This is a genomic window from Sorangium sp. So ce295 (genome assembly GCF_051527405.1).
Taxonomy (GTDB): domain Bacteria; phylum Myxococcota_A; class Polyangia; order Polyangiales; family Polyangiaceae; genus Sorangium; species Sorangium cellulosum_B.
Window position 1 is genome coordinate 6,346,042 of record NZ_CP150324.1, and the last position, 13,337, is coordinate 6,359,378.

Genomic DNA, 13,337 nt, shown 5'->3' on the forward strand with positions numbered 1-13,337 from the left:
TTCCGGACGACGGGGTGACGCGCGGCGCGGCGCAGAGCGCGGCACACTCACGCGACGACGGCGAGGTTGCCGCAGGAGGAGCGCCGCACAGGGCCCTTGTCGGCCCAAGTGGGCTGCGCACGGCGTGACCAGATGGCCGCAAGCGATGAGAACATCGCCGCCGACGAGCGCAGATGTCGAGTCGCTGCAGCCCCTGATTGCGGGGATCCACCAGGTCTTCGGAAATGCGGCTTGCCGAGCGCGATAAAGCCGCAAGTCGGGTCGTCCTCCCCCGTCTCATGCCGTCCCGCCGCGCGCGACGCGCGGGGGGCGCCCTGCGATGGACGTCGACATTTGCCTTTCTCCAGCGCTCGAAAGGCTCCCACATCGGCGCTGCGAGGCGGCGCCGGCGCGCGCCGGCGCGGCGGCTCCCCGGCGCGATGAAACGGGGCAGAACGCTCACCCGGCGCGGATTCAGACAATGCACTTTCGCCGTCGCCGACGCGGCAGGCTCTGCACACGAGGAGTCAGGCACGCAGCCTGCTCTCCACGCCGTTCAACATGCCGGCGCGGGCCCGAGGGCCGTAGCAGGGCATGGAAGGAGGACGGATGGTTCGCTCAATCGATATGAAGATGGCGCACGCGGCGATGCTCTTTTCTGTGTTGATGACCGGGTGCGCAGTCGACGCGGTGGCTCCGCAAGAGGCCGAGTTGGACCAGGCTGACGTCGACGTGGCGTCGAGTGAGCAGGCGTTGGAGGACGAGGAAGCGACGGACGAGGAGACGCGGGGCGGCGGCCTGATCGGCGCGCCCGGGGCGCCGGGCAAGACCGATATCGGCCAGGGCCCCATCAAGGGCGGCCTCGGCGGCCCCGGTGGCCCGCTCCAGGGCCCCGGCGGCGTCGGACAGGGCCCCTTCAAGGGTGGCCTCGGCGGCCCCGGTGGCCCGCTCCAGGGCCCCGGCGACATCGGACAGGGCCCCTTCAAGGGCGGCATCGGCGGCCCCGGTGGCCCGCTCCAGGGCCCCGGCGGCGTCGGACAGGGCCCCATCAAGGGCGGCATCGGCGGCCCCGGTGGCCCGCTCCAGGGCCCCGGCGGCGTCGGACAGGGCCCCTTCAAGGGCGGCATCGGCGGCCCCGGTGGCCCGCTCCAGGGCCCCGGCGACATCGGACAGGGCCCCATCAAGGGCGGCGGCCCGCTCCAGGGCCCCGGCGGCGTCGGACAGGGTCCCATCAAGGGCGGCATCGGCGGCCCCGGTGGCCCGCTCCAGGGCCCCGGTGGCCCGCTCCAGGGCCCCGGCGACATCGGACAGGGCCCCATCAAGGGCGGCGGCCCGCTCCAGGGCCCCGGCGGCCCCGTCGGCCAGGTCGGGCAGATGCCCGGCGGCCCGGTCGGGCAGATGGGCGGGATCCCCGGCCTCGGCGGCTTGCCGGGCATGGGCGGCTTCGGGTGGCCGCTCGGCATGGGCGGCTATCCGTACGGCGGCTTCGGCTTCCCCGGCGGGTTCGGCGTGCCGCTCGGCGGCTTCGGCGGCGCTGGGTGCTGCGGCGGGGGTGGTTTCCCTGGATCGCTCTTTCCCTGACGTCGTTCCCCGGGCGCGACGGCCACGCTGCCGCCGCGCGCCGTGGTGAATCGGTACGAGGGTCCGCCCGAACCTGCGGGGAGAGTCACCCGAGCTCTCCGCGAGGCGGGCGGCCCGTCCGTCGACCGGCCTCTGGAGAGCGGCCGCCCTCGTCGAGCGCGGGGCCCGCGAAACGTTGGACCCCTGCCGCGCGGTCGAGGCAGCATACGGCGATGGAAGACGCCCCCCTCCTAGAGCGCGAGCCGGAGACCAACATCTTCGGCGAATCCATGGTGGTGTTTCACACCGCCGCGGACCTCATCGGCCTGGCTCCCCGCATCCGGCTGGAGCTCGAGCAGCCCGACTACGAGCACATCTTCTACATCACCACGCAGCTCCAGGACCGCCTCGTCCCCTTCCGCGGAGAGGCGGCCGCGGCCTACGAGCGGCTCCCTGCGTCGGTGATCCCGAACCGGGCCGCGATCACCCCGCTCTTCAACGGCAAGCTCATCCTCCGCCCCGAGGCGCTCCGGAGCGGCTCGATCCACGTGCAGGACGGGACGATCCGCCTCGCCGATCAGGGCCTTTACCGCATCCAGCCCGGCGCGTTCGTGCGCTTCAAGGCCTATCGGGTCCAGCACAACCAGGCGCGAGGGCCTTACAAGGGCGGGCTGCGCTTCCACAAGGCCGTGTCGCTCGACCTGTTCAACGCGCTCGCCGCCGAGATGACCTGGAAGACGGCCATCGCCGATGTCCCGTTCGGCGGCGGCAAGGGGGGTATTCGCATGGACCCGCGCGAGCACAGCAAGGAGGAGCTCGAGGCGATCTCGCTCCGGTACATGTACCGGCTGAAGCAGCTCATCGGGCCCAACGTGGACATCCCCGCGCCGGACGTGGGCACGAACGCCGAGGTGATGGCGTGGCTCCTGCGCCAGTACAGCGACGGCGAGCGCGAGCGGGTGAACCACCGCGGCGTCGTCACGGGCAAGGACGTGCGCATCGGCGGCTCCGAGGGGCGCGTCAAGGCGACCGGGCAGGGGCTCGCGTACTGCATCGAGGAGTGGTACGCGCAGCGCGGCGCCCCCCTCGCGGGGGCGCGCTTCATCGTGCAGGGCTTCGGCAACGTCGGCTCCGCCGCCGCCGAGATCCTGTGCCGGATGGGCGCGCGGTGCGTGGCCGTGCAGGACGCCGACGGCGCGATCTACGACCCGAACGGCGTCGACGTCGGCGCGCTGATGGCGCACGTCAACGAGAACCCGCAGAACCTCCGGCGGTCGGTCGCCGGCTACAGCGGCGCCCAGGCGATCGCGCGGGACGATTTCTGGAGCGTGGACGCGGACATCTGCATCCCGGCCGCGCTCGGCGACGCCATCACCGGCGAGGTGGCCGAGCGGCTGAAGGCGAAGCTCGTGGCCGAGGGCGCCAACCGCCCGACCACGACCGAGGGCGACAAGGTGCTCGCGGAGCGCGGCATCAGCGTCATCCCCGACATCATCGGCAACGCGGGCGGCGTGACCGTCTCCTATTACGAGTGGATCCAGAACAAGCGCATGGAGCACTGGACCGAGGGCGAGGTGAACGCGCGGCTAGAGCGCGCCATCAAGAGCAACTACCGCCTGATCTGCGACATCGCGGAGGACCGGCCGCGCCGCTCGGAAGATCACGACTCGACCGGGCTCGCCGTGGGCAAGCGCCTGCCGATGCGGCTCGCCGCGATGGTGCTCGCGCTCAAGCGGATCGAGGCGCACTACATGCTGGAAGGGTTCTCTCAGTGATCTCGGCAAAACGACGAGCGCGGCGCCGGAGTCCGGCCGTCCCTCTGGCCGGGTTCCGGGCGGGCGGCGGCGGACCTAGCGAGCGACGCCGTACCCGAGCTTCTTGATGCCGTAGACCTTGATCTTGTGCTGGAGCGTTCGCAGCGGCAGCTCGAGGCGACGCGCCGCCTCCGTCTGGTTCCAGTCGGACGCGCGCAGCGCCTCGAGCAGGAGCTCGGCCTCGATCTGCTCCAGGCGCGTCTTGAGGCCGACCGCGGGGGCCGCCCCCTGCCCCGGATCGGACGCGCGCGGGGGGAGCGGCTCGGACGGGCGCGAGGGCAGCGGCTCGGACGCGCGCAGGGAGAGGGCCGGCGCGACGCCGGGCTCGGACGAGCGCGAGACGTCGACGGCGCGAGAGGGCGTGGGCGGCGAGCTGGGAGAGGTCACCGCCAGGCGGATGCGCTCCGGGAGATCGCGCGCCATGATCGCGTCGCCCTCCGCGATCACCACGGCCCGCTCGATCGCGTTCCGGAGCTCACGCACGTTGCCGGGCCACGAGTAGCACTTCAGGAGGGCCAGCGCCTCGGGCGCGAGCGACTGGACCCTGCTGAGGTTCGCCGAGTTCGCCTGCGCCAGGAAGCCCGCCGCGAGCGTCGCGATGTCGTCGCGGCGCGCGCGGAGCGGCGGGATGTTCAGCGTCATCGCGTTCAGCCGGTAGAGCAGATCGAGCCGGAACGTGCCCGCGTCGCACATGGCGTCGAGGTCGCGGTGCGTCGCCGCGATCACGCGGACGTCGACCTCCAGCTCCTTGGTCGCGCCGACGCGCGTCACCCGCTTGGTCTCGAGCACGCGCAGGAGCGCGGCCTGCGCTGCCGCGGGCAGCTCGCCGATCTCGTCGAGCAGGACCGTGCCGCCGGCGGCCGCCTCGAACACGCCCTTGTGCTGCTGGCTCGCCCCGGTGAAGGCGCCGCGCTCGTGGCCGAAGAGGGTGCTCTCGACCAGCAGCGCCGGGATCGCCCCGCAATTCACGCAGATGAGCGGCTCGCCGCGGCGCGGGCTGCCGTCGTGGATGAACCTCGCGAGCACCTCTTTGCCCGTCCCGGTCTCGCCGCGCAGGAGCACGGGGATGGAGGAGCGCGCGGCCCGCAGCGCCACCTCGACGAGCGATCGCATGAGCGGGCTCTTGGTCGCGAGGAGGTGGCCGTCGGCCTCCCACTGGCTCTCCGGCGGCGCGCCCGGCGGGCCCGCCTCGTCGGGCGGCCGGGTGCTGTCGACCTTCGGCGTGACGTAGACCAGCGCGCCCTCCGGGGACGCGAGGCGCACGGGCTCGGCGGGGGTGGCGCTCCGCGACGCCTCGTGGCTGACCTCGATGAGCTTGTCGATGGACGTCGCGGCGTCGGGGGACACGGCGACCCCCGCGACCAGCAAGGGCTCGCCCTCGCGGCGCGCGACGATCGCCTTCGCGAGCTCCTCGGCGAGCTCGGGGGTGACCTCGGGGAGCAGGATCTCGAGGGTGTCGGCGCTGTAGAAGGCGACGCGATCGACGGGCCTCAGCGCCTCGCGCACGCGGAGCCCCCAGTGGCGGAGGTGGCTCGCCTGCGCGCCGAGCGAGCGGACCACGACGAGCGCGAACTTGCGGCCGAAGAACCTGGACCGCACGATCTCGGCCTGGAGCGCGAAGCGGAGCGCGTCGGAGCCCTCCAGGCCGAACGGGGGCATCTCGCCCCCGGAGAGCACATGGACCGACGCGACGATGCCGCCGAGCAGCACCTCGTCCCCGGCCTTGACCACGCCGCTCTCGACCCGCTGCCCTGAAATGCGCGTCCCGTTGCGCGAGCCGAGGTCCTCCACCACGACCTCGCCGCCCACGAGCGTGAAGCGCGCGTGCCGCCGCGAGATGCTCCTGTCCCGGATCACCACGTCGGCCGGGGCCTCCCTGCCGACGACGACGCCGACGCCGGGGCTCATCGGGGCCATCTCGACGCCGTCATGATGATAGACGAGCAGGAGCACACGCCGCTTCTCCGAGCGCGCGTCCTGGAGGAGCTCCCCTGTCTTGATGGACAGCGGCGCGGTCGTCGCCATGGGGCCGGTCCTGTAACCGCTCACACTGCCCAACTACGCCTCATTCCTCCCAACGGCAACCGGGAAGCGGCGGCGCCCCCGGTCTTCGACGAAAGCGCGCGCGGGGCGTCCGCATGGTAAGGAGGTCGGATGCTGCGTCTCAACGCCGAATGGACACAGGTGCTCCGCCGGTACAAGGAAGACCACCAGGATCCACGCAACCAGGCGTGTCACCAGGTCGGCATACCGCTCATCGTCGCGAGCTTCCCCGTGGGCGCGACGCTCATCGGCCTCCCGCTCGCGGCCGCGATGTTCGCGACCGGCTGGGGCTTCCAGTTCGCGGGCCACTGCTTCGAGGGGAAGAAGCCGTCGTTCGTGGACGACAAGCGGAGCCTGATCATCGGCGTGCTCTGGTGTCTCGAGAAGTACGGCCTGCGCGTCTTCGAGGAGACGCCCGCCCCCTGACGCTCCTCGCCAGGCGCTTCCCGGGCGCCGTCCACGGGCACGGCTGTGACGCGGACAGATCGGCTTCCTGCATCAGAAAACCTGGAACATGGTTTTCTTTGCCACTGTGCTGCATTGCGCAAAGCTTTCTTGACGTGATGCACGCACGGTCGTACCTGTGTCGCGGGCGGGGGCGATGACTCTTCCTATTCCGGGTCCTCGGCAGGCACCGCGCCCGCCGGCGCATCGACGTCCGTCCGCCGTGCCTCTGTCCCGACGAGCTCCCGGAGCTTCGGGACCGGCCCGCCGCAGGCGATGAGATGGACGAGGACGAGGAGACGGGGATGGGGAGTGCGGGGAGCATGAGGGGGAAGGTCGCCGTGATCACGGGGGGCACCTCGGGGATCGGGCTCGCGACGGCATCCGCGCTGGCGCGGCAGGGCGCCCGGGTGACCGTGCTCTGTCGCCGTACCGGCTCCGACGGCGCGAGGAAGCTCGCCGCGCTGAAGGTGCTCGGCGAGGTCAACCTCGTCGAGTGTGACCTCGGCCGGCTCGCGTCCGTGCGCGCGGCGGCCCGCCAGGTGGCCGACCGGTGCGGGGTCGTTCACCTGCTCGTGAACAACGCGGGCGTGTTCCTGCGCGAACGCGCGGAGTCGGCCGACGGCCTCGAGATGACGTTCCAGGTGAACTACCTGTCGCATTTCCTGCTGTCGAACCTGCTGCTCGACCGGCTCAAGGCCGCGCGCGACGCGCGCGTGGTCAACATGGTCGCGCCGGTGGACAGCATCCGGCTCGACTTCGATGATCTCATGTCGAAGCGCTCGTATTCGTTCCTCTCCGCCTCCGCGCGGTCGAAGCTCGCGCTCGTGCTCGCGGCGCGCCGCCTCGCGGAGAGGCTCTCGGGCACAGGAGCCCAGGTGCTCTGCTACTACCCTGGCCTCGTGCGCTCAGGGCTGTTCGAGGGGACCTCGCGCGTCCTCAAGGCGCTGATCGACGTCGTGGGCGCGACGCCGGCGCAGGCGGCCGCGAACCTCCTCGCGATCCTGGCCGAGACGGCGCCCGCCGGGAGCCCCGCCTTCTTCGAGCGGACCAGGGCGAGGCCTCTCAAGGGAATGGCGACCGACGCAGAGGCGGCCTCGCGGCTCTGGGAGATGAGCTCGAGGCTCGTCGGCTTCACCTGAACGGAAGGGCCCCCGGCTCACCGGAACCCCCGCTTCTTGAGCTCCGCGGCGAGCGACGACTGCACGCGCTCGACCTCCCGGCCGATGGCCCGCACCGCCTCCGTCGCGCTCTCGAGCGTCCCCGCGCGCGCCTCGCGATCGAGCCGGGCGCAGAGCTCCTTCAAGCTCGAGGCCGCGAGCGCGTCGGCGCTCTCGTAGAGCGCCCAGGCGAGCCGCTCGAGCTCGCCGAGCGCGCCCTGCGCCGCGGCCTCGCGCATCGAGGCCACCCGGGTCGGGGCCTCCGTGAGGAAGAGCTCGATCACCTCGGTGACGACGTCGGGCTCGACGGCGCGCAGCCCGCCCCGCGGCCGCGAGGAGGCGGGCTGGCCGCGCCTCGACGTCGACGGGGGCGAGGGCGTGACCAGGGTCGGCGGAGCGAGCTCCACGCTCGGTGGCGCGCCGTCGGGGTGGGCGGCCTCGTACGCGCCGGACCGCGACGCCGCGCCGGGAGGCCGCCGCCCGCGGTCCGCCTCGTCCTGCCTCGGCGGCTTCGATGAGGCCGTCGCCCGCGCCGACTTCGGCGGGTGCGCGCGCGCCCCGGCGGACATGTGCTCCGGCGGCAGCCCTGCGAGCAGCCGCAGGCTCGAGTGCAGCTGCGCGCGCCGGATCGGCTTGATGAGCACGGAGTCGACCTCGGCGCGGCTGGGCGCCTCCCGGCCGGCGTAGGTCATGAGGCCGACGCGAACGGGCGCGATCGCCGGGTCCGCCTTGATGCGCTGGAGCAGCATCAGGCCGTCGAGATCGGCCAGCTCGAGGTCGATCAGCACCATGTCGTAGGCGGCGCCGGCGTCCGCCGCCTCGCGCAGCGCGGCCAGGGCGGCGGCGCCGCTGCCCGAGGTGCGGCACGCGAGCCCGAGCTCCTCGCTCAGCTTTCGCACCACCTGACGCACCGAGCCGCTGTCGTCGACAACGAGCACCCGCTTCCCGGGCAGGTCGATGCGCGGGATGAGCGCGCGCTCCGCGCCGCGCGCGCGCCGCTCGAACGGCAGCGCGAACGAGATCCCATGCCGGCGCGCGTCGATGTCCGCGGGCTCGCAGAGCTCGCCGCCCATCGCGACGACCAGGCGCTTCGCGACGGCCATGCCGGACGCCACGCCGAGGTCTCGCCCGGACGCGAGCCGCGCTCCCCCGCCCGGCGCGCCCGCTGCCCCCAGCGCCGCCGCGCCGTCCGCCCGCCCTGCGCCCGCTAGGCGCACATCGAAGCGCACCCGCGCGCGCGCTCGCTCGGGCGCACCGTCGAGCCTGCCTTTCGCCTCGTCGTTGCGGGCCGCGTCCAGCGCGGCGCGCACCAGCACCTCGCCTCGGGGCGCCGCGCCGATCGCGGTCGCCACGACGTTCAGCAGGATCTGCCGCAGCCGCGCGGCGTCGCCGCGCACCGCCGCCGGCACGTCCGGCTCGACGTCGAGCACGAGCTCGGTCCCCTCGTCATGAGCGCGATCGCCGAGCAGCTCCGCGGCGTCCTCGATCGCCCGGCGCAGATCGAAGTCGGCGTGATCGACGGGCAGCCCGCGGCCGTCCGGCTGGCCGAGCGAGATGAGATCGTCGACCATCGAGAGCACCGCGTCGCCGCTGCTCCGGATGCGCCGCGCCCAGGCGCGCTGCTCCGGGTCGAGCTCGCTGTCGAGCAAGAGGCTGCTGAACCCGACGATCCCGCCGAGCAACGTCCGGATCTCGTGCCGCATCTGCGCGACCGCGCTCGCCTCCCCCTCCTCATGGGCGAGCGCCCATGGCCGCGCGGCCGGCTCCTGCGGCGCGAGCGCGCGCTCCGCGGACTCGCTGCTCCTCGTGCCGGGGCTGCTCTCTGGACCGCTCCGGCGCTGCTCTTTGCCTGCCATCGACGCCCCGCCACGCCTCGGTCGCCCGCCCCACGCAGGCCCCACGACGCCGGAGCTTCAAGTGTACTGCTTACAATGCCCCGGAGAGAAGCTCGCCGTGCGCGCCGCGACGACCGCGCCGCGCCGTGCGCGCGCCATTTGCGCGTGCTTTACACGCCTTTTAGGCGGCTTTTACATGCCTTTTACGCGCCATTCACGCGATGTCAGCGTCCGTCAGCTCCCGCGCCCCGCGCCGCGGCAAGGGCGCTCGGCGGCGTCTCCCACGGTTCGCGAGGCCCATGGGGGCGACGCGCGTCCCCGAGCGCCGTCACGACGACGCGCTCGCGATCGACCGCCGCTTCTGCCGAGAGCACGCTGACGGCCGACGGGTCCTCGGACGACGCGAGCGCGCGCCGGCTGTGCCCGAACAGGCGCAGGAGCAGCTCCGGCGGGGCGAAGTCGAGATCGCTCTCGTGGACGAAGAGCCGCCCGAGGTGCTCGGCGTAGGCGCTGGCGAGCACCTGGAAAGGGATCCTGTCGAAGGCGAGCGCGCGCCGGCGGCTCGCGGCCGCCGACCCGAGCAGCGCCGCGAAGAGGGTCGTATAGATGGCGCGGAGCCTGATCCGCATCGAGGCCGGGCTGCGCTTCAGGGCCTCGCGCAGGAAGTGGACGTTGAGCGGGACGTGGAACGACTCGTCGCGCGTCAGGATCGTCAGCATCTGGCGCACCGCCGGGTACCGGGCTTCCCGCAGCGCGAGGCGGTAGGTCGTCGAGCCGATGGTCTCGAACATGAGGTTCGTGAGCACGATCGTCTCCACCCGCTTCGCGCGGCCGTACAGGCGATAAAAGGTGCCGGTGACGCGGCCCATGGGCCGGACCTCGCCGCCGATGTACGCGAGGAACTTCGTGAGCAGCTCGCGGTGCCACCCCTCCTCGTCGCCGTAGAGCCGCAGGCACTCGCCGAGCTCGGGGTCCCAGACGCTCACCTCGTCGGCCAGCGCATGCGCCTGCATGAGGCCGGACTCCTCGGCGCGGAACGCGGCGTTGAAGAAGGCGATCGCGGCCTGGCGCTCTCCCTCGCTCTCCCACGGGATCGGCCGGGAGAGGTCGAGCTCTTCCTCGTACATCCGCTCCGCGCGGCGGCGCAGCATGCTGAGCCACCACGAGGTGGCGCGCTGGACGGGGGGCTTGCGGGAGATCGGCTGGGACGCTGCAAGAAGCATCGGGCAAGGACCCCGTCGATGACGGATGAGGAGCCGTCTCCTCGATCGCGCACGACGGGACGGGCGGCACCATAGCGCAGTTGTTCGGCGCGGCGCAGCCGGGAGCGCGGCGCGCCCGGGCGCGCCGCGGGCGGAAGGCTGCTCGGGCGCGACGGATCCCTGCGCGGTCGATCGACGGGCCGATGGACGGCGACGGGCGGCGCCGGGCGGACGACCCGGGGGGCAGGGGCATGGCGCTCGGGGGTCACACGCACGCCGTGCGACCGTACGCGACGCTACGCAGCGCCGCGCGAGACCCCCGCGCAGGCCGAGGCGCGCGTTCGTCGCCGTGGCGCGCTTTGTACGCCCCTCCGGGTGGGATACCATAGTCGACCCACTGTGTTCTTCGAGCAGCTCGAGCTCCCCCTCGGAGGGCTCTATCCCCAGACCGAGCCCACGCGCATCCCACGGACCCGGCGCGTCTTCGTCAACCGCAACCTCAAGCTGGCGGGGATCGACTGGGTCGGCTTCGACATGGACTACACCCTGGCGATCTACAACCAGACCGAGATGGACAACCTCTCGATCCAGGGGACCGTCACGAAGCTCGCCGCGCGAGGCTACCCCGAGGAGCTCCTGCGGCGCCTCCGCTATCCGATCCACTTCCCGATCCGCGGCTTGCTGATCGACAAGCGCTTCGGCCACGTGCTCAAGATGGACCGGTTCAAGGTGGTCCAGCGCGGGTACCACGGCCTCCGGGAGCTCACGAAGGACGAGCTCCGGTCGCTCTACCAGCACCGCAAGATCCGGCCGAACACCGCCCGCTACCACTGGATCGACACGCTCTACGCGCTGAGCGAGGCCACGCTCTACGCCGGCATCGTCGACGCCCTCGAGGAGCGCGGCGTCGCGCTCGACTACGCGCGGCTGTTCACCGACATCCGCGAGTGCATCGACGAGGCGCACCGGGACGGCACCATCCTCGACGTCGTCCTGTCCGACCTGCCGCGCTTCGTCGAGCGCGATCCGAACCTGGCGCAGACGCTCCACAAGTTCCGCTCGGCGGGCAAGAAGCTCTTCCTGCTCACGAACTCGCGCTGGCCGTTCACCGAGAAGATGATGACGTACCTGCTCGGGGACGCGATGCCGGAGTACCCGAGCTTCCGGCACTACTTCGACGTCATCGTCGTCGCCGCGCAGAAGCCGGCGTTCTTCCAGGAGCGCCGCCCGCTCCTCATCCGCGACGGCGCCGAGCCCCGCCCCGCCACGGCCCCGCTCGAGCGCGGGGCCATCTACGAGGGCGGCAACCTCAACGACTTCGAGAAGTTCCTGAACATCTCCGGCGACCGGGTCCTCTACGTCGGCGATCACATCTACGGCGACATCCTCCGCTCCAAGAAGGAGAGCGCGTGGCGCACGGCGATGATCATCCAGGAGATGGAGGCGGAGGTCGCCGCCCACGAGTCGTGCCGGCGCGAGCACATGGAGAGCGCCCTGCTCGAGGGGCGCCGCGAGGAGCTCGAGGACCAGCTGCGCTTCTACCAGCAGCGCTACAAGGATCTGACCCGCAAGATCGAAGAGGAGCAGCAGAAGAAGAACGGCGCGACCAACGGGGGCGGAGCGACGCTGCTCGCGGAGGCGAACGGCGAGCACGTCCAGATCGACTACGCGACATCGTTCTACGAGGCCGAGCGGGGCCGCACCAAGCGCGCGGTCGAGCGCATCCGCGGCCAGCTCCGGGCCGTCGACGCGGAGGTCGGCAAGCTGGAGCGCGAGATCGCCCGCCGCTTCCACCCCTACTGGGGCTCGCTGCTCAAGGAGGCGAACGAGACGTCCAGCTTCGGCGATCAGGTCGAGGAGTACGCCTGCATCTACACGTCGCGCGTCTCGAACCTGCTCGCCTACTCGCCGCTGCAGTACTACCGGAGCCCGCGCGACCTGATGCCGCACGAGCTCTGATCGCCGAGGCCTCCGCGCCGGTGCGCGGGCGCCGCATGAGGAGATCGCCATGAGCATCGCCCGCCCCCGCCCGCTGTTCGTCGCGCTCGTCGCCCCCGCCCTCTTCGTCGCCGGCTCCGCCGGCTGCGGCAAGCGGGCCTGCTTTCACTGGACCGAGCTCGAAGGGGCGTGCCCGTCGAGCGGCGAGGCGCGCGTGTTCTTCGAGAACCCAGGCTGCGTGAGCTCCATCGAGTCCATCGACAGCGAGGGGGATTTCGACGGCGAGCTCTGCTGTTACGACGTCACCACGGTCGACACCGGCGACGAGGAGTGCACGACGGTGCAGGGGCCCATGTCCGGCAGCGCCGGCGGCGGACGCCCCCCCATCCCCAAGTAGCCTGGGGGCGCGGCGCGCGGCCTGCGCCGCGTCACTTGCAGCAGCGGAAGCCGGTCGAGTAGTCGTGGTACCCGCGCGAGTGCGCGGTGGTCTTGTACTCGCAGCCGTCGCCGTGCTTGGCGCTGTCGAGGTAGTAGCCGCCGCGGAAGGTGCCGCGCGGCGCGCTCGTCCACTCGTGCAGGTTGCCCACCATGTCGTGGACGCCGAAGCTGCTCTTGCAGCGGCGGAACGCGCCCGAGGACGCCAGCGTGCCCGGGAGCTGGTTCAGGCGGGCGTCGTTCATGTTGGCCCACGTGAACGCCGACTGCGGGGCCTCGCCCCCCTGGCCGAAGTAGCGGTTGAACGACGAGACGCCGCTGTCGTTGCAGGCGCCGCGCTCCCGCTCGCGTCCGTAAGGGAACACCGTGGCGCGCTTGCCCCTGCACGCGGTGACCCACTCGTCGTCCGTGCAGAGCCGCTTGCCGGCGCTCTGGCAGGCCGCCTCGGCCTGATCCCGGCTGATGTACGCCTGCGGCTTCACGCCGCGCCGGCTCACCGCCTTCACCTTCAGCTTGCCGACCGGCTCGAACGGCGAGTGCCGGCGCTTCCCGCCGCCGGAGAGCAGCTCGACGGTGCTCGCCTCGAAGCGATCGATGCAGAACGTCCCACGCACCGAGGCCATCCCCGCGGGGCACGCGGCGCGCGCGGCGGCGGCCGTCCTGGGGCTCGGTAGCCCGAGGGCCGCGAGGCCGAGCGCCGCGACGCCCGCGGCGAAGACCGGCGAGCGCGCGAGGGACAGGGCGGGCCGGCGCGCGAGGGGGTGAGACGGGAAAGGGGGTCGCATCGCGGAGAGGCCCAGGCCCGGGGCGAGCTCCTGGCCATAGCCGATCCCCGGCGCGGCGGGCAAATCGCCGCAGCTGGCGGAGACGGGCCCGGACGCGCGCGCTGCTGGCGCTGGACGAGCGGGCGATTTCGGTCACGCTGGC

Annotated in this window: 10 protein-coding genes; 6 read left to right on the top strand and 4 right to left on the bottom strand. The window is 72.5% G+C overall.

The window, feature by feature from the left end:
* Positions 1-690: 690 nt before the first annotated feature.
* Complete coding sequence (locus WMF11_RS23935) at positions 691-1,560, top strand: hypothetical protein (protein ID WP_437979044.1); 870 nt, start codon at positions 691-693, stop codon at positions 1,558-1,560.
* A gap of 212 nt (positions 1,561-1,772) precedes the next feature.
* Positions 1,773-3,314, top strand: a complete 1,542-nt coding sequence (locus tag WMF11_RS23940; RefSeq protein WP_437910738.1) for a Glu/Leu/Phe/Val family dehydrogenase — start codon at positions 1,773-1,775, stop codon at positions 3,312-3,314.
* A 75-nt stretch (positions 3,315-3,389) separates the two neighbouring features.
* Here WMF11_RS23940 and WMF11_RS23945 read toward each other — a convergent pair whose 3' ends face one another.
* Positions 3,390-5,402 carry a sigma 54-interacting transcriptional regulator gene (locus WMF11_RS23945; protein ID WP_437979045.1) on the bottom strand — a complete coding sequence of 671 codons (2,013 nt, stop codon included), beginning with the start codon at positions 5,400-5,402 and terminating at the stop codon, positions 3,390-3,392.
* Between the two features lie 105 nt (positions 5,403-5,507).
* Between WMF11_RS23945 and WMF11_RS23950 the strand changes: the two genes are divergently transcribed.
* Both WMF11_RS23950 and WMF11_RS23955 read left to right on the top strand, forming a co-directional pair.
* A complete protein-coding gene (locus tag WMF11_RS23950) occupies positions 5,508-5,822 on the top strand; it encodes an Mpo1-like protein (RefSeq protein WP_437555011.1) in 315 nt (104 codons plus the stop codon).
* Positions 5,823-6,121: 299 nt separating this feature from the next.
* Positions 6,122-6,982 (top strand): SDR family NAD(P)-dependent oxidoreductase, encoded by an 861-nt coding sequence (locus WMF11_RS23955; RefSeq protein ID WP_437910740.1) that lies wholly within the window; start codon positions 6,122-6,124, stop codon positions 6,980-6,982.
* A 17-nt stretch (positions 6,983-6,999) separates the two neighbouring features.
* Here the strand turns inward: WMF11_RS23955 and WMF11_RS23960 are convergent, their stop codons facing one another.
* Both WMF11_RS23960 and WMF11_RS23965 read right to left on the bottom strand, forming a co-directional pair.
* Positions 7,000-8,856, bottom strand: a complete 1,857-nt coding sequence (locus WMF11_RS23960) for a response regulator (protein WP_437979046.1) — start codon at positions 8,854-8,856, stop codon at positions 7,000-7,002.
* 203 nt (positions 8,857-9,059) lie between these two features.
* Positions 9,060-10,058, bottom strand: coding sequence for a ferritin-like domain-containing protein (locus WMF11_RS23965; RefSeq protein WP_437555015.1), 999 nt, complete (start codon positions 10,056-10,058; stop codon positions 9,060-9,062).
* Between the two features lie 378 nt (positions 10,059-10,436).
* On the opposite strand from WMF11_RS23965, the gene WMF11_RS23970 reads away from it, so the two are divergent.
* Both WMF11_RS23970 and WMF11_RS23975 read left to right on the top strand, forming a co-directional pair.
* Positions 10,437-11,996 carry an HAD-IG family 5'-nucleotidase gene (locus WMF11_RS23970; protein ID WP_437555016.1) on the top strand — a complete coding sequence of 520 codons (1,560 nt, stop codon included), beginning with the start codon at positions 10,437-10,439 and terminating at the stop codon, positions 11,994-11,996.
* A gap of 49 nt (positions 11,997-12,045) precedes the next feature.
* The gene (locus WMF11_RS23975; protein ID WP_437555017.1) at positions 12,046-12,372 is read left to right on the top strand and encodes a hypothetical protein; all 327 of its coding nucleotides are present in this window, start codon (positions 12,046-12,048) and stop codon (positions 12,370-12,372) included.
* 31 nt (positions 12,373-12,403) lie between these two features.
* Here the strand turns inward: WMF11_RS23975 and WMF11_RS23980 are convergent, their stop codons facing one another.
* Positions 12,404-13,195, bottom strand: a complete 792-nt coding sequence (locus tag WMF11_RS23980; RefSeq protein WP_437555018.1) for a formylglycine-generating enzyme family protein — start codon at positions 13,193-13,195, stop codon at positions 12,404-12,406.
* Positions 13,196-13,337 lie beyond the last annotated feature (142 nt).

Excerpts from the sequence above, each read along its gene's own strand:
- WMF11_RS23960 (WP_437979046.1), bottom strand. The coding sequence starts at position 8,856 with ATGGCAGGCAAAGAGCAGCGCCGGAGCGGTCCAGAGAGCAGCCCCGGC.
- WMF11_RS23940 (WP_437910738.1), top strand. The coding sequence starts at position 1,773 with ATGGAAGACGCCCCCCTCCTAGAGCGCGAGCCGGAGACCAACATCTTC.
- WMF11_RS23955 (WP_437910740.1), top strand. The coding sequence starts at position 6,122 with ATGGACGAGGACGAGGAGACGGGGATGGGGAGTGCGGGGAGCATGAGG.
- WMF11_RS23975 (WP_437555017.1), top strand. The coding sequence starts at position 12,046 with ATGAGCATCGCCCGCCCCCGCCCGCTGTTCGTCGCGCTCGTCGCCCCC.
- WMF11_RS23965 (WP_437555015.1), bottom strand. The coding sequence starts at position 10,058 with ATGCTTCTTGCAGCGTCCCAGCCGATCTCCCGCAAGCCCCCCGTCCAG.
- WMF11_RS23980 (WP_437555018.1), bottom strand. The coding sequence starts at position 13,195 with ATGCGACCCCCTTTCCCGTCTCACCCCCTCGCGCGCCGGCCCGCCCTG.
- WMF11_RS23950 (WP_437555011.1), top strand. The coding sequence starts at position 5,508 with ATGCTGCGTCTCAACGCCGAATGGACACAGGTGCTCCGCCGGTACAAG.